The following is a 17,999-nucleotide window of genomic DNA, read 5'->3' on the forward strand; positions in this document are numbered from 1 at the left end:
TTTCGCTTACAATTGACCTTATGCCTATGACGTTCTTCGATCGATTGAAACGCGCGTGGCAGCAGGTCTTTTTTTGGCAAAAGACTGATAGCTCCACCGCAGAGATTGCATCCCATGCACATGATGACCATGCGCTTGTTCTTGCCGTAACAAAAACCAAGTCCACAAAAGGACTTAAGCAGTTACGATTTGTTAATAAAGTACTAAGCGACAAAGAGAAAAGACTATTCTGGATCGCCTTTTTACTCGCTATCCTTTCTCTTGGAGCTCTTATAACGGAGATTATTCGTCATAATACCGTCACTAGCCCAAGCGTTGGTGGCACCTATGTCGAAGCACTTGTTGGATCACCAAAGCTCGTGAATCCACTATTTGCGCCAGCAAATGACGTTGATCGTGATCTATCATCACTTATTTTCTCTAGCCTCTTTCGTGTTGGTCCTGAATTACAACCAATGCCTGAGCTTGCCGAAAGCTACCAGTGGTTAGATGACGGCAAAACATTACAAGTCGTCTTACGTAAAGACGCGCGTTTTCATGACGGCGAAACCGTAGATGCTGACGATGTGATCTTTACCGTTGCCGCCGCAAAAAACACTGCTTGGCGTTCACCTGTAAGCGCTCTCTTAAAGGATGTGCAAACCGTGCGTGTAGATGACTTTACGGTGCAATTTCAGCTACCCGAAGCTCGTCCAACATTTCTTTTAGATCTCACCTTCGGCATTTTGCCAGAGCATCTTTGGAATGATATTCAAGATGCAAATGCACAATTAGCTGATCTTAATATACGACCTATCGGTAGTGGACCCTATCGCGTAACGGCATTTACTCGCGATAGCAAAGGGGCTGTTCTTCATTATGATCTTGAGCGCTTTGATGCGTTTTACGGGATCAAGCCAGCGATTGAGCATATCCGTTTTCGTTTTTACCCTGATCGAAAAACAGCCATCGATGCGTTAAAACAACAACAAGTAAACGGTTTAGCTTTTGTACCATGGGGTGATGTTAAATCACTCAATACATCCAAGATTCACACAGCTCAACTCGAGCTCCCGCAAGAAACGGTTGTCTTCTTTAATACAAAGATAGTCTTTTGCAGGATGCAAAAATTCGTGAAGCTCTCATGAAAGCGATTCAACCTTCTGAGATCCTTGGTCTTCTTCAAGCGCCTTCAATGCTTGTAAATGGCCCTTATCCTTTATAAATAGCGCATCTTCAACACAAACCCTGACCTTGATAAAGCGCGTCAGATGCTCAATGATGCAGGATGGATTCTCACCGAAGGCGCTTCGATACGTACACTTAAAACAAAAGATACAAACGCTTCGTCGACACCTCAAGAGCTTACGCTTCGAATTAATGTTCCAGAACAGCCAGACCTGCAAAAAGTTGCTGAGGCCCTACAGCGTTTCTGGTCTCTTGCTGGTGCCAAAGTTGAAATCAATGTCAGCGATGTCCGTGAGATTGTCGCCAACCGAAATCACCAAGTCTACGTTACAAATATTCAGATTTCACCTAACCAAGACATGAAGCCATTTTGGAGCAGCACAGCAGCAACGGAGCCGGATATAATTTTGCCAACCTAGCAGATCGCGATATCGACGCTGCATTGATCGCCATCGATCAGGCAACGAGCACCGAAGCTATTGCTATAGCTCAACAACATTTTTCCGATAAGCTTCAGAGTAAATTTGCCGCCTACTTCTTGCTACGACCTTCGTATGCTTATGCAATATCGAGTGACATTAAAGGCGTGACAAATGAAAAAATCTCTCGTCCGTCAGATCGTTTTCAATCGATCAATCAATGGTTCATCAAAACCCATTGGACTTGGAAATAATGCCTATAAAACCACCGCTTAATACGGTGGTTTTTGAACAAAGATCCGATGTGTGAATGACGAGGTCACTCAAACACATCGGATTTTAAGAAAGAAGGTGCGGACTATTCGCCGCGTGCGTCCTGATAATACTTACGCATTCTCATAAGGAACGGCACATATTTTGCTGAAGGAGTAGCTCTACCGCCTTCACAGCAATCGCCATAGGCTCAATATCTGGTGAAGCCGCGATGTAAAGCATGTCTGCGATACGCTTTGCCAACTCTTCCTTCTTGATCTGTGTTCTCACCCATTTAGCGCATACGTTCAGAACACGAAGACGCGCTTCTGTTTCAGTGAGCAGCCTTAGCTCCATCGCACAATCGATGATGTGCTTATGCAGTCCAAGAGCAAAGTACGGACTTTCGGAGTCGTGCAAAGACGAATCCTTCATCACAGACCAATACAATCTGTTGCTCGATACTCTGCTTTTTCAAGCAATCTTCCATAACTGCATCGAATTTCACTGGATCATCTTGTAAAATCCTTCTGAGAACGGCCTTTACTTTCTTGAGATCTTTTTCCAGGCTTTGTTGCTTGGATATGTGACCCTGCATGGTACCCAGGCTCACTTCAGATATGTCCACGGTTCCTCCAACCTGCCAAAGGCGAAATCGTCTCACAAGCCGTGAGAGGGCCGACTATCTCATAATATGATACATGCGTCAAGCAGCACTCTTTTGGCTCAAGACGTAAAGATCAATTTTTTCAATGAGCTGATCTCTCTTTTCGAGAGTGCTTAACTTTACGCTATACAGAGCCTTTTTTAGGTCTGTTAGCGCCTCTAAAATCTCTTTTTGCGATGGATCGTTAGACACTCTTTTCACAAGCGCTTCATATTCATCGTTAAGATCATATTTCTTGAGAAGATCTATGATCCCTTTATGCTACGAACATTTTTAACGCTTGTGCTGTTGAAGTCTCTTTGTTCACGTTAAACCCTTGTGACAACGCGGTCCACAATTGGATGCGTACTGGGCATACTATTGAAATTGTATTATTTGTCAAGTAAGCACACCTCATTATTTTGCTAATATTAGCGTAATATTTGTCTTATCCACTTGACGGGACCTGTTGTTTCTGTGATAGCTTGTCCTCGTTGAACGCTTTTCGTCTCTCATTGAACTCACTCAATGGGGGACGAAAGTCGTGACAACCTCGAACAAGTAAATAGAACAATAAGCTCTTTTCTTTTTTGCTGGCTGACCGATTCTGAATATTTACCATTTTATGGAACCAAACAATACATCGGGTTCAAGCGCTGCGGCGCCGTCAAACCCAACCCCACGTCCGCAAACGCCACGTGGTCCACGCCCTCCTTTTAAACCAAGGACTGGCGCAAATTATAATACCCGCGATAGCCTTAAATCAGGCTTCGCAAAAGAAGAAGGCTATAAAGGTCGCGGCACAAGCGATAAAAACGAAGTCAAACGCGCTAACCGCCGTCGCGGACCTTTGAGCATGATTCAACCGCTACCACGCATGGGTGCGTATAAGCACAATCCTCAACGTAAAACCGGTAGTGATACTGACGCGCTTCATGCTGAGGGTACTCGCTTAAAAGTCACCGTTGTTGGTGGTAACGAAGAGATTGGTCGTAACTGTACGCTTCTTGAGTATGGTGATGACATTATTATTATCGATCTTGGTCTTCAGTTTCCTGATGACGACATGCCTGGTGTTGATTACATCATTCCAAATCTTTCTTCGCTAAAAGGCAGAGAGAAGAATGTTCGTGGTGTTATTATCACCCATGGTCACTATGATCATATCGGTGGTGTGCCACACATTGTCCCAATGCTCGGTAACCCACCGGTTTTTGCAACCGATCTTACGTGCGGCATTATCGCAAAACGACAAGAAGATCATAAAGATAAGCCTCGCTTAAATCTTTTTTCTGTCACCTCTGATGACGTGCTTCAACTTGGAGCTTTTAAAGTCGAGTTTTTTGGTGTTGCGCACTCCGTACCATCATCCCTCGGTGTTATCGTAAATACCCCAGCTGGTATCATCGTCCACACGGGTGACTTTAAACTCGAAGAAGGTCCTGGTGCACAGTCCAAGCAAGACACAGAAAAAATTAAAGCTCTTGGTGATCGCAATGTTCTTGCGCTCATGTGTGACTCGACCAATGCTTCTAAGCCAGGTCGTCAAATGCCCGAGATCGAGATTCAAAACAATATCGACGAGATTATTAAAAACGCGAAAGGCCGTATTATTATCGGTACCTTTGCCTCAATGATTGCTCGTGTTCAACAGATTATTAAAGCCTGTGAACGTAGTGGCCGTAAAGTCGCTATCGAAGGCTTCTCCATGAAGTCCAATGTCATGATTGCCCAACAACTTGGCTATATGGACATCGGTAAGAGCACGCTTATTGATGCTCGTGATATCGATAAATATCCTCGCGAAAAAACAGCGGTTGTCTGTACAGGTGCACAAGGCGAAGAACGCGCAGCGCTTATGCGTATCGCAAACCACGAGCACCAAAACATTAATCTTGTTGCAGGTGATACGGTGGTTTTTTCTTCGTCGATCATTCCTGGCAACGAACGCTCCGTACAACGTGTGAAAGATACTCTTTGCCGCGAAGGCGCTGAGGTTGTTCACTATAAGATGATGGACGTTCACGCTGGTGGCCATGCTCAACAAGATGATCTTGTAGAAATGCATGCGATGATTAAACCAAAGTACTTGATCCCTATCGAAGGGCATTACTCATTCTTGGTTGATCATGCAAAAGTCGCTATCGCAAATGGCTTTAACCCAAATAATATCTTTATCGCTGACAATGGTCAGGTGATGGAATTTGATCATAAAGGCAACGGAATGCTTACCAATAAAAAAATCGATACCAACTACATCTTTGTTGATGGTCTCGGTGTTGGTAATACAAATCAAATTGTCTTGCGTGATCGTCAGCATCTTGCTGGTGATGGTGTCGTGATCTTGGTAGCTGTTATTGATGGCCGTACCGGCAATCTCGAAGCGATGCCAGATATCATCTCTCGTGGCTTTACCTACATGAAAGAACAACAAGAACTTGTTGCTCAGAGCCGTGCAAAAGCTGCGGCGATTGTAAAAACAACATCTGAAAAAAGCACCGGTCCACTCGACATGACCTATCTCAAAGATAAGCTTCGTGACGAAATGGGTGAATTCCTCTACGTAAAAACCCAATTACGTCCGATGGTGATCCCCGTGCTCATCGAGGTATAAAAAGATCCCCTTCGGGGGATTTTTTATTTACTTTTTATCATTGGTGAGCTAATCTCGCCACATGAAAGAGATGCTATTTTCGGGAGTAAAACCGACTTCTATCCCAACCTTGGGTAATTATATTGGTGCGTTTAAGCAATGGATGACCTTGCAGCATCAATACCCGTCTATCTTTTGTATTGTGGATTCTCATGCGATTACCGTACCGCAAGATCCTAAAACACTACGTAAGCTCACTTTAGACGTTGCTGCGGCTTATATTGCTGTTGGTCTTGATCCTGAAAAAACGATTATCTTTATCCAGAGCGAAGTCGCTGAACATGCAGAGCTCGCTTGGATCCTTGGTTGTTCTACGCGTATGGGTGAGCTTTCACGCATGACTCAATTTAAAGACAAATCTCAAAAAGAAGGCGCCGAAGGTGCTGGCGTAGGTCTATTTACCTATCCGGTTTTAATGGCGGCAGATATTTTGCTCTATGACACAACGGTTGTTCCTGTTGGTGAAGATCAGGTACAGCATGTAGAGCTCACCCGTGATATCGCTCAACGCTTTAACTCAACCTACGAAGAAGACGAGTTCTATGAGCAAACCTTCATTTTGCCAAAAGCGCTTGTTCAAGAACAAGGTGCGCGCATCATGAGCTTGCAAGATCCTTTAAAGAAAATGAGCAAGAGCGATGAATCAAAAATTGGTACTATTCTTCTTGATGATGACGCTGAAACGATCACCAAAAAAATCATGAAGGCCGTAACCGATAATGACGGCATCGTAAAATACGACCCAGAAACAAAACCAGCCATCGCCAATCTCATGACGATCTATCACCACATGACGGATAAATCTATGGCCGAGATCGAGCAAGAATTTGCCGGAAAGGGCTATGGAGATTTTAAGAAAGCTGTCGCTGAGAGCGTTGTTACCGTGCTTGCACCCATTACAAAACGCATTAATGAACTACGCGAAAATCCTGCTGAGTTAAATGCTATTCTTGATGAGGGTGCTAACAAGGCTCGCATGATTGCAAAAGCGAAACTTGAACGCGTAAAAAAGAAAGTTGGATTAGGGCGATAAAAAACAAATACCCCGTACCAGGTTGGTACGGGGTTTGTTTTAGGCTGCCTTCGTGGCAAACAGAATGAACAATTTTACTTTGCCGTCGTACTCGGGACACAGGTTCCAAGGAACTCCGACAATACGAGAATGATGAGCGATGATGCTCGATTTTTGCAAGATACGCTTTTCACCTTTTGATGAATAATAGATGCGCTTCTTATCTGTACGGCTGAACGTATTTAGTAACCCCGCTCTGATCGAGGCAATAATCGCTTCTCTGCCGCCATACGGGGCATCAAGACTGACCTTTGTCGAAAGATTGCACATAAGACTCTTGTAGACGCCTTCGGCACGCTCTACCGCCTTTGACCTAAGAGCATAACGCTCACGCAGATATAACGGCATAGAGCGTATGGCCATAAAGACCTTAGATTGAGCGATAAGATCTGAATCTTGCTCGTCACTGCAGAGCTCGCGCCATTCGCCAAAACCTCTGCGTCCGTCGCCTTCGGTAATACCTCCCGCTTCAAAGACTGAGATAATGGGGATGATTTCGTCCACGACACCGAGACGCTCAGCTTCGAGCAGCATACAGCCCGCTTCGACCGAAATTGGGAGCAGAGCGATGCGTCCGCCTTTTTTCGTTACCTTGCCTGATGGGCTTAGGCATCCGAGCGCCTGTAGCGTTCTTTCGGCGTCCCTTACCAAATACTCAGGAGGCTGGTGAAAAAAGATGATGTCATACATACGGTGACCAACCATAGCAAGCTTCAACGCGATTTGCTCGAGCTTGGTGCACATGATTGCAGGGATAGGATACTCGTGTCGATCGCCTTCAGGAGCATGATCGATGTAGTAGCCAAGCTTGGTACGCCCGGCTCGTCCTCGACGCTGCTCGGCATCTGCAAGCGAAATTACCGCTTCATAGAGGCCGGTGACACCACCTTCGACGTAAGCTCGGTTCTCCAGACCCGAATCAATAACCGCATCGATATCGTCGATCGTAATCGACGTTTGCGCGACTGAAGTAGCAATGATGCACTTAGGTCGATCATAGTGCTTGAAGCAGCGCTGTTGTTTACGTGCGTCAAGCTCGGCATGCAGGGGTAGAATAACGGCATCTATGCGGTGCTCGCTATTAAGCTCCTCCATCAACTGTTGGATTTCGCGCTTTCCAGGTACAAAGACCAAAACGTTTTTACCTTGTTTGAGCAAAGCATTAGCGTCATGAGCGATAGAAGCGCCTTTTTTGATCTTCTTCACCAAGTGATTACGCCCCGTCACCGTCACAACAGGTGCATCATCAAAGTATTCTGAGAGCCGCGCAGCATCGAGCGTCGCGCTCATGATAACGATCTTGATCTGATGACCTTCGATGATAGCTCGATGCGCCAGAGCGATCAGCGCTTCAATATGAGTGTTCCATTCATGCACTTCGTCGATGACGAGTACATCAAAATGAGAATTGTGCCCCATGAGTTCGCGCATCACAACGAGTCCGTCGGTAGCGAACAAAAGACGCGTTTTTGCGCTAGAAAGTTTGTCATCACGCGTGCGCACGCCAATTGTTTCACCCAGTGACTCGCCGTATTCAGCAGCCACGAATTCAGCGACTGAAAAGGCTGCTAAGCGACGTGGCTGAGCCACTACGACCCGAAAGCCATAATCGAGCAGATACCGCGGCACCTGAGTCGACTTACCACTCCCCGTTTCAGCGACAATGATCGTTACTGAATTGTCGAGGATGGTCTGCATGATTCGATCACGTTGTTTTGTAATGGGAAGGTACACAGCTCACCTCCTATGGTTCAAGATTGAACAGAGCTACCTCAACGTTTTTGGGGGATTTTGTCAATATATTCTACTTCGTCTTTCTCACAAATGTACCGTCCCAACCCTCTCCCGGAGGATTCGCTTCATATTCGCTACAGCGCTCGAAAAAGAGCTTAGCTGGCAAATCGGACGGATAAAGCTCTAAGTACTCGTTAAAGAGCCTCTTAGCCTCTGAGAATTGGCTTTGGTAGTACATTGTCAATGCATCTGAGTAACGAACAACGCGTTCTTTTTCAAGGTCGGTTGCTTGATCCATCTTTTCTACGATTTCATGAATTTTTACCGGTTCGGTTTTGCCCTTCACAGCAACCTGGTCTAATTCGCGTTGGAGATATTCGCCCTGTAATTCATCTAAGGTATTCTTTGTGACGATGATTTCTGATCCATAATCTTTACATAAGCTTTCGGTACGTGAAGCAAGATTTACGCTGTCTCCGATGACGGTATAATCATGACGTAGTGACGAGCCGATATTGCCAACCACCATCTCTCCGGTATTCATCCCAATACCAACACGTAATTGAACGCCATTTGGAAAAAGTTTTTGTTCGTTCATTTCATGCAAACGCTTTTTCATCGCTAAAGCACATCGAACAGCTCGAAGCGCATGATCGGTTTGATCCATTGGTGCATTCCAAAAAGCCATGACCGCGTCACCAATATATTTATCAAGTACTCCCCCTTCGGCAAAAACAATTTTCGTCATCTCATCGAGATACATATTTAATACTTCGACGAGTTGCTCTGGACTGAGCCCTTCAGAAAGCGTGGTAAATCCGCGTAGATCAGAAAATAATACGGTCATGCGTCGACGCTCTCCCCCAAGACGGATTTTTGATGGGTCCTTCATTAACGATTCAACGACACTTGGCGATACATATCGTCCAAAAATTTGTTTGATTTCGGTTTTGTCTTGCTCGGATGCAACGAAACGATAGACAGATGCGCCCATATAAGCGGCGATCACAGCAACGACCGGCCAAAAGAGGCCAAGTAAAATTCCTTTATCGAATAATAAAAATCCCGCGGTAATATACCCGAAAATAATGACAATAAGTGCGATCACGCTATAACGAGGGCGTAATAAAAAGGCAGAAAAACCAATAAGAAGAATGCCCATCAATAAACTTAACGCATTTGCGATAAATGACGCATCTTTCAGCCAAAGTCTCGTAAGTAATGTATCTGCAATAGAAGCATGAATCTCTACACCGCTCATAGGAATACCTCCTGATGTTGGGACGAGTTGTTCATCATGCAAATCTCTCGCTGTTGCGCCGACAAAAACAATCTTGTCTTTTACAACACTTAAGTCTGCTGAGCCCTGAAGAATATCGGCAGCTGATAGTCTCGGTAATACACCGGGTTGTCCTGGGTAATTGATAATGAACCGTTTTGAACGATCTGTTGGGATCTCATTTAGCGCCGGTACAAGCCGTGCAATACGTAAGGCTTCTGCAGCAAAGCCATAGATTTGTGAGCCGTCTTTTTCATTTACGGATACGGGTAAACGACGTGCGACATTATCAGAGTCCAAAGGGAGATTTGTAAAACCTGATGCTGATGCTACACCGAGTATACTTGAGATCGGTTTAACAGATTGCCCTTCTTGGACATACTGACCATCTTGAATAACAACGTTTGATAATTCTATAGGCAAAACAACATTGCCCGCTTGTTGAATCGCACGAGCAAGTTCTGCATCACTTTCTGGGGTTGAGTTCTCAGGAAAATTAATATCCAAAGCAATGACTCTTGCTCCTGCATTTGAAAGTCTACGAACAAGTTCGGCATGAACGGATCTATCCCAAGGCCAACGACCAATACGAGATAAGGAGGCGTCATCAATAGCAACAACGAGTAGACGACTATCTGGTTCTCGGTGAAGAAAAATAGCGTCTGTTAATCTTGAGGATGCTGTGTGGAAAAGTCCAAGCGCATCAACAGAAATCACACAGAGCGCACAGACAATAAGCATGCCGGCAAGCGACAATAAACGTTGTTTCATGCTCCTATGGTCAGGCGTAGAACGTTTTTTGTCAAAAGCGCACCTCAACAGTAACCGAACCTGTATATGTCTGATTTTCTAGCTGACATTTTGCAGTGATAACAGCCGAACCAGCATTTGCTAAAGCACTGAAGAATTGTTTGTCGATTTGGCCAAATCCTTCTGGCGCAGAACTAAAACGACATTGCGTTGTAATATCACTGCGTTCACCATCGTCACGAATAGCGTACGCTCGCAGTGAAATTGTTTGACCAAATGATAAGCCTGTAGAACTTGGAATAACGCTGATACGCGTAATGGTGGTTGTTGTTGATGTTGGCGCTGTTGGCGCAGTCGATGTCACCACGGTAGGTAGCGTAGACGTGGTGGATGACACGGTAAGAGTACCGTCTACAGTAGACGTGGTCATCGAAACGCCTACGATTGAGTTATCCTCTATATCACGGCTAGCCAAGGTTATAATCTCTTGCAAAGTTAGCGTTTGAGATCGTAGTTTTGACCAAATCTCACCAAAAACACTCGCTTGACTCTCCGTCCAACGTGGACGTAATTGATCCATATCATTTGCAACATTATTGAGCCCCTGAAGACTTACGGATGCCGCGAGTGCCGCTTCTTCGTAACGTTTTTGTTCTAGTGCTTGTCTTGATTCATTCATTCGTGAATGAAGTGATAATAAGCGCAGCGCTAAGCTTTCAGTCTCATCACGTGACAGAGTAAGGCGCCAATCTTCAAGTTGTTGTTTAATGCGATACGATCCATGACGGTCATCAATATCCGCAAAAATCCAATATCCAAGATACAGTCCTTTGCGAAGTGTATCTTTATATCGAGCGTCTTTTTCTATGCGCTCCTTCCAGCGGTATTCTTCATCGAGAAATGCTTTTGAGGCTGTGCCAGATTTATTATCATCCGCCAATTGACGCATCTCTAATAAGCGAGTGACGATGCGCTGCAACTCTACCGTCTCATTATTTTTATTTAGACGTTGATGCAACCATCGTGACGGTGCTCGTAACCATGCAATAAAAGATGCTTCACCTTTTGTCCAAGTTATTAACGCTGCTCGCACTTCGCTTGACTGCTGCGTTTGGTTTGTTGGGTCTATCCAAGCAGTGAGCGCATCCCCATGATCAATTTCTGTATAACTTTGCAACTCTTGAGGGAGCGGCTCAATGGTACCAATACGCCAAAAACCCCATCCTAATAACAGGGCGACAATCATACCCACCAACCAACGCTTCATAAAGCAGTTATACTAAAGAAAAGGAAAAACAGCTATACTCTAAGCATGAAATGGATCTTGGGGCTTTTTCTTGCCCTCTTGCCGCTCCAAGTATCGGCCACGACGTTTTTTCCTGAAGATAAAACGTTATTGAATAGCTATTCTCATGAGAGTCAGTTTCTTATGGACGAAAGCATTGTTATCGAACAGCCCGTGCAAGGTGATGTTTTTTGTATGGGACTGAACGTAACCATTGATGCACCCGTTTATGGAGATGTGCTTTGCGCTGCAAAAACGATCTCTATCAACGCACCAGTGACGGGCGATATTCGCCTTATTGCACTTAACACAACGGTTTCAGCGGATGTACAGCAAAGAGCAACGATCATTAGCTCTACGCTAAATATAAATACCGGCGCTAGACTACACTCTGAGTGGTACGTCTGGTCCAAAAAGTTGTTTCACAACTTTTTCCTGATCAAGAACGGTTTATACAATTAAAACCTCTCTTTGGTTTTAAAACGGCGTTATCAAAACAAGACTACCTCTACAGACTCTTCCAGAGATATCTTATTTCAATCGCATCTGCACTTACTTTCGCTTTTATTCTTAGCGCTATTTTTCCGAAACGGATCGAAGATGCTTATGAGCAAATCATCGTCAAAAACGTTATACCTTGCTTTGGGGGCATGGCTCGCAATGGGTATCCCTGTTTTGGCGCTCTTATGTATCTTTACTATTATTGGTATTCCTATTGGCTTTGCATTACTTGCGATCTGGTTAGCTTTTGTTTATTCGGCACAACTCTTGGCTGGTGGATTATTAGGTCATGTACTCGCACAACATTTTCAGCCGAGTAAAAGGCGCATGCTACTTTTATCGCCCGGCATTGGGATTCCGCTTTTATGGCTATTCTTTTACATTCCATTTATCGGATGGCTATTTCGTCTCATCGCTATTTGTATAGGATTTGCCGGCATGTGGTATGGAGCTGAGTCGCTCATGAAACGTCGTGTAAAAGTCCCATGGCGCACATAAAAAACACCTCGAGACTATCGAGGTGTTTTTTATGTGCGAGATAAGACGATAAGCCGAGTTCTGTCACCCGATACTCTTGCCAATAACGGGGGATGACTATCTCTCTGGGATGCTGGTTGCCCATCACCTCAAGCGAACGACCATACTTTGGTCTTACGACCTCAGAATTTGTTCTTGCACCAGGAAGGGTTTGCCGCGAACCACTGTTACCAATGGCCGAGAAGGCTGGCAGCAATTCTTGCGAAAAACCACCCGACTTCACTTTTCACCTTTCATCCACTTACGTGGACTAGTATTGTCTCTGTGGCACTTTCCCTCGGTTTACTCCTCGATTGCTCTCGAAGCTATATCCGGGCGGTCATTAGCCGCTTCCGCCTTCACTCACCTTGCGATGAGATCGGTGCTCGGACTTTCCTCCCCAACGTAAACGTTAGGGCAGTCATCTGTCTTACCTAGCGGGCGAATACTAGATTATTTTGCTTGTTTTGTCTACTTTCATCCATCGCGCGAATCATCTCCCTCATTCCCTCTTCTTTATTTAAAGAAGAGGGAGGTCTAACTCAAGCCGCTCCTTTAGGGAGGGTAGGTACCCCGTTGGATCCTTTTACTGTTTGACGAAGTAGCGAATATTGTGGAACGGGGTATATCATGCGCTACTTACCCTATAACAAAGCACTTAGAAAGCGTTCACAAGAAATGAGAAAAGTTCCTACCAAGGCTGAGAAACACTTTTGGAATGTCGTATTACCCAAGAGTAAGCTTGGTCACTATCGCTGGAATCGGCAAAAACCATTACTTCAGTTTATTGTAGATTTTTATTATGCAGAATTGAAGCTCGTTATTGAAATTGATGGCGACATTCATCAGCTTCAATGTGACTATGATCGGTCGAGAGACGAAGTGTTAGCTTCGTACAATTTACAAACCATACGATTTACCAATGAAACAGTGTTAAATGATTGCAGTAAATGTATTTTAGCGTTGAATGATTTCCTCCTTTAAATAAAGGAGGAACACAAGGTGGATTTGCTACCAACTCCCTCCGCCTCCTCCACCTCCACCGCCGCCGGAGCCGCCTCCCGAAAAGCCAGAACCACCGGATCCTGATGACGAAGGCGCTGCATAGGAGCTCGACATGTCAGACTCCATGGCATGAACCGTATTTACAAAAGAACCTACGTTAAAATTATTGTACCCTTGTACATACTCAGGCGAAGGCACTTGCATGTCTTTAAATTGGTTCGCCCATTTCTTTTCTACTCCAAACAAGACAGCCGCTGGCAAAAAACGTGCAAACTGTTCTGGTTTTTTTTCAGGCGCATCAGTAAATGCTAAGCGCTTTTCTTCTGTTACGGAGAGAAAAGTTTTAAAGCCTTTGATTTCTTCTCGAACAATAGCACCTTTACGCGTCACGCGCGGCATATAATGCGCAAAAAACATCATAATGATACCGCTTATAATCGAGCTCACTATCATGAGAGAACCAAGAAAAGCTGTGAGTGTCATCATCATAATAACGGGTACAGCAAATGCAGCGGTATACCATAACCCTCTTACGATGCCTGGACGCTTATCGTAATAGCCATCATTTACTAATTGTTTAACCGTTAACTCACGAGCTTTCGAAACAGCAATATAGAGATCGTCAACACGTTTGTCTGTGTCCACTCGATCGCCTTCGGAAAAAACCCCGTCAAAAAGCGTTCGTTCTGCATCATTCATACCACTATCTGCCTTTCGATCTTTGACCAAAAACATTTTTTTGTTTTTCTCACCTTCGTATTCAACGTGCATATATCCTCTACGCGCTAAATCTAATAGCGCTGCCGTTACTGCGCGAGAGGTAACAGATTCATCTAGCAACCCTGACATTTGTAATACGTTTAATTTATATGGTTCTTCGTATTGAGCAATGATTGTTCCTCGGCCTTTTGGATCTCGTCCTTTAAACCACCAGATGCCATACATCACAAAGAAAACAACAAACGGCGTTGCAGCCCAAGCATTATCAACCATCCAAAATAGAATTTTATCACTTGTACTTACCGGTAATACTGACTCTAGTGGAAATCGAAATGCCACCGTTAACCCTTCGCGAGCAGAGAGAGGTTTCGTTAATCGCGTCTCATAAACATCACCTGTTTTCGTTATCGAACAGGCTTTTTGTGTTGATCCATAGACACCGGTAAAACAAGTAGAATCTACCTGCTTCAACCGGACCACGCATGGTAAGCGATGATGAAAGGATGGGTACATTCCAACCGTTACCTGTCACATTCCAATACCATTCAACAACATCTTCGTCCGGAAAGTCGTTAAGCGCACGATTGACGTTATATCGAATAACATAGGTATGCTTACCCGTTATCGTCTTATCACCTTCACCGATTTTTAGATTTGTTTCATTTGGATTTTTTGTTTTTGTGTAGATAGCTTTATTACCATCTTGGGTAACGCTTACGAGGTCTAACAATAGATAATATCTTCCGCCATTACGATCATAGCCCGTTGGGATATAACGATAGATCCCATGTCTAAATTGTGAACCAAAATCATATTCGATCGTTTCTTCTACGGTGATACGACGATCTTTATTGATTGTAGCAACAACATCAAAACGTGTGATTTGTTCTGGGCGAAGGGTTTGAGCGCCTACCCATTGTGGCAACGCTAACATCAACAAAAAGACACTCGTATAGAGCCAACGATACAGATACTTCATAGTAGCTAGATGGTAGAACGTTATATCTATCGAGGGCAACTTAAAACCCCGAAGATAGCGGGGTTTAAGAAAGTGATGTCGCATTTTTAGGAGTGCGGGCGATATTTGCAAGGCTGCTTGGATGCAGCCAACGAGAAGCTTGTTGAAGCAACTGGATCGTAATGTGAGTTGTTACCAGCATCGCTGAATGACAATAATAACATCGTTATTTTCACTTGGTTGAAGTAAATACCAGTGCATGAACAGGGCGGATGTCAACATTGTGCAATGCGCCAAAGGTAACACAGCAAAGCGTTGCGAACACTGCGTTGTTTTGGTGTGTCTAAAAGGTGCATGGAGAACCTCCGTACAGCGCCATATGGTCTGCCTCGCCAAGAAAATTGTCAATAGATATGAAATCACCCCCAGCTTAGTTAAGCCGAGGGCGTCAGAATAAGCTCAATCCGGTGAAGGATACATTGAGAGCCAGTAGAATATGAACAAAGAGCTTGTTTGCCTCGCTCAATGCTATACAACAAAGCGATGGCCGTTATATGAAAAAGCGTGAGAGCGGTGGTGACGGTGACCCGAATACTATCACTATCTCAAGAGGGCTGATTTTTTTAGCGATTGAAATTCCACAAAGAATAGGTGAGCCTATCAGCGCGCAAAGCAGTGATAAGCAAACGACACCAATCAAACACCTTTCACTTCGTGTCGTAACGCACAGGTTAGAGAACTTTTTCTTCATTGCTAACACCTCCCGGATAGTAGGACAGCTGCAGACAATGAGTAGGTAATAATACGTTATATCGTACGATCGTCAAGTTAACCGGCTAATTATAGATTCAGAGACAAAATACCAATAAACAGTTACACTACCACGTATGTTCTCTGCAAAAATAAAGCGCTTACTTACCGAGAATCAGGTACTCGTTATTCTTCTCGGAGTTATCTTGGGCATTACTCTCCCCTCGCAGCTAAACTTTATCAATGCGTACTCTACGCAATTACTGATATTAGTCTTCTTTTTTCTAGCTTAAGACTTTCGCTAGATGAGGTGGTGGGCTATACGCCAAAGATTGGCGCATGACGTTATTTGCAAGCATCTACATGCTCATTGTGATGCCGTTTGCGTTGTTTTTTTCAGCCTCTTTTTTACCCACAGAATGGTCAGTGGCACTGCTTATTTTAGGCGCGATGCCTACGGGTACCACTATTGCGCTCATGGCAGAGAATTTTTTGGAGGTAAAACATCGCCTCGCTCTTGTTATTACAACCATTCACCTCATTACTTGCGCCGCTCACTATTCCGTTTGTAAGCAAGGTAGCTATTGGTACTACGGTAGAAATTGATACGGCACGCATGTTTATCTCTCTCTTTCTTACTATTGTTGCCCCGTTTGCCCTTGGGGTTCTTGTTCAAAAGCGGTGCCAAAACAAATAAAAAGCGTGATGCCCTTTGGCGTAATATCTCGGTCATTGCTTTTGGCTTTCTTATCACGGGTATTGTCGCGGATTCTGCTGGCGAAGGTATTACGTTTACTCTCACCGATGGTGGTATCATGCTTTTTGCGATGGCGCTTCTTGGAGCGCTCACGTGGGGTGGATATTATATCGCTACCTGGCGACAGCCGTCAGAGCGCGTTACGATCGCACTTTGTATGCTTTATATGAACAATACGCTCGCGCTCTTTGTTGGCGATAAGTTCTTTCGTGAGCTAGGTATTGTTCCAAAACAGGTGCTCTTACTCTTGGTGGTTAATGCATTGCTACCCGCCGTTAAAATAGCCGCTCAACATGTCACAAAAACCTAAAAACCCTTTCTTTCGTTCGCTCATCGATAACCCTACCACTCCTATGCAAAAAGTTTTCATTGCGCGGCCTATACCAGAACCAGCGCTCTCACTTCTTAAAAAGCAAAAAGAATGTTACGGTAGATATCTATGAGAGAGATGAGATTATTCCTCGCAAAGAACTCCTTAAACGCATTAAAGGCGTTGATGCCGTACTCCCCATTCTCACAGACCGTATTGATAAAGAATTTTTTTTTGATGCGGCAGGCCCTCAATTAAAAATCGTGGCGAATTACGCGATCGGATTTGATAATGTTGATCTAAAAGAGGCAAGAAGCGAGGGATTATTATTACGAATACTCCTGTAGAAGAAGCAGCCGAGTCCGTTGCTGAGCATACAATCGGATTGCTCATCGTGCTCGCTCATCGCATGATTGAGGCGGATGCCTATGCTCGCGCAGAAAAATACCAAAGGCTGGTCCCTAATCATTTTATGGGCTATGACCTACGCGGTAAGACACACTTGGTCTTATTGGACTTGGTCGTATTGGTAAGCTTGTTGCCGAGCATGCGGTACAAGGCTTTGGTATGAAGGTTGTCTATACTGACATGAAGCGTGACAAAGATTTTGAAAAACAATTTGGCGCAAAATATCTTTCTAAAGAAAAAACTTCTTCAAACGTCTGACGCCATTTCATTGCACGTGCCTCTACTCCCCTCGACAAAGCACCTTATTGATACAGCTGAGTTTTCGCAGATGAAAAAACGGCTCTTCTTATCAATACCTCAAGAGGCCCGGTTGTTCGAGAGAAGGCGCTGTTACGCGCATTGCGCACTGGTCGCATTGGTGGTGCTGGACTCGATGTCTTTGAATGTGAGCCTGCCATAGATTGTGATCTCACGGATAAGCTAGAACTTAAGTCTTTTAAGAACGTTGTACTTAACGCCGCACACGGCTAGCGCTACAATAGAAGCACGATCCGCCATGTCAAAAATGGCTGCAGAAAACATCATCGCTGTGCTCAAAGGCAAGCCGCCACTAAGTCCAGCAAAATAACCCTTAAAACACTCTCTTCTTTGACGAAGAGGGTGTTTTTTGCTTAGATCTTCGTTATTTGCTCTTTTCACACCCTAAGAGGACTCATGAGAAATGAACGGAATGCAAACGAACCTATTCAGTTGCTAAAAGATCGGCGGCGGATTGGCGGGCTCACTCAACAAGAAACCGTAGAAGCCATCATAGAAT

At 44.5% G+C, this 17,999-nt stretch carries 19 protein-coding genes, 1 other RNA gene and 1 pseudogene; 14 read left to right on the plus strand and 7 right to left on the minus strand.

Annotated features, from left to right (window positions below):
• Positions 1–26: 26 nt before the first annotated feature.
• The 3 genes from H6759_04830 to H6759_04840 all read left to right on the plus strand — a co-directional run bounded on the left by H6759_04830 (position 27) and on the right by H6759_04840 (position 1,840).
• Positions 27–1,127, plus strand: coding sequence for a hypothetical protein (locus tag H6759_04830; GenBank protein ID USN52314.1), 1,101 nt, complete (start codon positions 27–29; stop codon positions 1,125–1,127).
• 123 nt (positions 1,128–1,250) lie between these two features.
• Complete coding sequence (locus H6759_04835; protein USN52315.1) at positions 1,251–1,586, plus strand: hypothetical protein; 336 nt, start codon at positions 1,251–1,253, stop codon at positions 1,584–1,586.
• 23 nt (positions 1,587–1,609) lie between these two features.
• On the plus strand, positions 1,610–1,840 hold the full coding sequence (locus H6759_04840; GenBank protein USN52316.1) for a hypothetical protein: 231 nt from the start codon (positions 1,610–1,612) through the stop codon (positions 1,838–1,840).
• A 142-nt stretch (positions 1,841–1,982) separates the two neighbouring features.
• Here the strand turns inward: H6759_04840 and H6759_04845 are convergent, their stop codons facing one another.
• The gene (locus H6759_04845) at positions 1,983–2,273 is read right to left on the minus strand and encodes a hypothetical protein (protein ID USN52317.1); all 291 of its coding nucleotides are present in this window, start codon (positions 2,271–2,273) and stop codon (positions 1,983–1,985) included.
• An 836-nt stretch (positions 2,274–3,109) separates the two neighbouring features.
• On the opposite strand from H6759_04845, the gene H6759_04850 reads away from it, so the two are divergent.
• Together H6759_04850 and trpS are read left to right on the plus strand one after the other, a co-directional pair.
• Positions 3,110–5,098 (plus strand): ribonuclease J, encoded by a 1,989-nt coding sequence (locus H6759_04850; GenBank protein USN52318.1) that lies wholly within the window; start codon positions 3,110–3,112, stop codon positions 5,096–5,098.
• Between the two features lie 61 nt (positions 5,099–5,159).
• A complete protein-coding gene (gene trpS / locus H6759_04855; GenBank protein ID USN52319.1) occupies positions 5,160–6,170 on the plus strand; it encodes a tryptophan--tRNA ligase in 1,011 nt (336 codons plus the stop codon).
• Between the two features lie 39 nt (positions 6,171–6,209).
• Here the strand turns inward: trpS and H6759_04860 are convergent, their stop codons facing one another.
• From H6759_04860 to H6759_04870, 3 genes are all read right to left on the minus strand, one after another.
• Complete coding sequence (locus H6759_04860) at positions 6,210–7,943, minus strand: ATP-dependent RNA helicase (GenBank protein ID USN52320.1); 1,734 nt, start codon at positions 7,941–7,943, stop codon at positions 6,210–6,212.
• Between the two features lie 70 nt (positions 7,944–8,013).
• A complete protein-coding gene (locus H6759_04865) occupies positions 8,014–9,993 on the minus strand; it encodes an adenylate/guanylate cyclase domain-containing protein (GenBank protein ID USN52321.1) in 1,980 nt (659 codons plus the stop codon).
• A gap of 31 nt (positions 9,994–10,024) precedes the next feature.
• Complete coding sequence (locus H6759_04870) at positions 10,025–11,239, minus strand: hypothetical protein (protein ID USN52322.1); 1,215 nt, start codon at positions 11,237–11,239, stop codon at positions 10,025–10,027.
• A gap of 45 nt (positions 11,240–11,284) precedes the next feature.
• Between H6759_04870 and H6759_04875 the strand changes: the two genes are divergently transcribed.
• Together H6759_04875 and H6759_04880 are read left to right on the plus strand one after the other, a co-directional pair.
• Positions 11,285–11,719: a hypothetical protein gene (locus H6759_04875; GenBank protein ID USN52323.1), complete on the plus strand. Its 435-nt coding sequence runs from the start codon at positions 11,285–11,287 to the stop codon at positions 11,717–11,719.
• Positions 11,720–11,863: 144 nt separating this feature from the next.
• Entirely contained in the window at positions 11,864–12,256 is a 393-nt protein-coding gene (locus H6759_04880; protein USN52324.1) for a hypothetical protein, read from the plus strand.
• 33 nt (positions 12,257–12,289) lie between these two features.
• On the opposite strand, the gene rnpB is transcribed toward H6759_04880, so the two are convergent.
• An RNA gene (gene rnpB, locus H6759_04885) (RNase P RNA component class A) lies at positions 12,290–12,711 on the minus strand.
• Positions 12,712–12,904: 193 nt separating this feature from the next.
• Here rnpB and H6759_04890 point away from each other — a divergent pair.
• Positions 12,905–13,258: a DUF559 domain-containing protein gene (locus H6759_04890; GenBank protein ID USN52325.1), complete on the plus strand. Its 354-nt coding sequence runs from the start codon at positions 12,905–12,907 to the stop codon at positions 13,256–13,258.
• 27 nt (positions 13,259–13,285) lie between these two features.
• Here the strand turns inward: H6759_04890 and H6759_04895 are convergent, their stop codons facing one another.
• Together H6759_04895 and H6759_04900 are read right to left on the minus strand one after the other, a co-directional pair.
• Positions 13,286–14,470: a DUF2207 domain-containing protein gene (locus tag H6759_04895; protein ID USN52326.1), complete on the minus strand. Its 1,185-nt coding sequence runs from the start codon at positions 14,468–14,470 to the stop codon at positions 13,286–13,288.
• The gene (locus tag H6759_04900) at positions 14,391–14,978 is read right to left on the minus strand and encodes a DUF2207 domain-containing protein (GenBank protein USN52327.1); all 588 of its coding nucleotides are present in this window, start codon (positions 14,976–14,978) and stop codon (positions 14,391–14,393) included. Before H6759_04900 ends, H6759_04895 begins: the two co-directional genes overlap by 80 nt.
• A gap of 533 nt (positions 14,979–15,511) precedes the next feature.
• Between H6759_04900 and H6759_04905 the strand changes: the two genes are divergently transcribed.
• The 6 genes and pseudogenes from H6759_04905 to H6759_04930 all read left to right on the plus strand — a co-directional run bounded on the left by H6759_04905 (position 15,512) and on the right by H6759_04930 (position 17,810).
• Complete coding sequence (locus tag H6759_04905) at positions 15,512–15,757, plus strand: hypothetical protein (GenBank protein ID USN52328.1); 246 nt, start codon at positions 15,512–15,514, stop codon at positions 15,755–15,757.
• Positions 15,758–15,844: 87 nt separating this feature from the next.
• Positions 15,845–16,000 carry a hypothetical protein gene (locus H6759_04910; GenBank protein USN52329.1) on the plus strand — a complete coding sequence of 52 codons (156 nt, stop codon included), beginning with the start codon at positions 15,845–15,847 and terminating at the stop codon, positions 15,998–16,000.
• A 46-nt stretch (positions 16,001–16,046) separates the two neighbouring features.
• Complete coding sequence (locus H6759_04915) at positions 16,047–16,313, plus strand: hypothetical protein (protein ID USN53049.1); 267 nt, start codon at positions 16,047–16,049, stop codon at positions 16,311–16,313.
• Positions 16,225–16,404 (plus strand): hypothetical protein, encoded by a 180-nt coding sequence (locus H6759_04920; protein ID USN52330.1) that lies wholly within the window; start codon positions 16,225–16,227, stop codon positions 16,402–16,404. Before H6759_04915 ends, H6759_04920 begins: the two co-directional genes overlap by 89 nt.
• On the plus strand, positions 16,361–16,774 hold the full coding sequence (locus H6759_04925) for a hypothetical protein (protein ID USN53050.1): 414 nt from the start codon (positions 16,361–16,363) through the stop codon (positions 16,772–16,774). Before H6759_04920 ends, H6759_04925 begins: the two co-directional genes overlap by 44 nt.
• 43 nt (positions 16,775–16,817) lie before the next feature.
• A pseudogene (locus tag H6759_04930) lies at positions 16,818–17,810 on the plus strand (D-glycerate dehydrogenase).
• Positions 17,811–17,999: the final 189 nt, after the last annotated feature.

This window comes from Candidatus Nomurabacteria bacterium, from assembly GCA_023898425.1.
Taxonomy (GTDB): Bacteria; Patescibacteriota; Patescibacteriia; order 2-12-FULL-60-25; family 2-12-FULL-60-25; genus HK-STAS-PATE-2.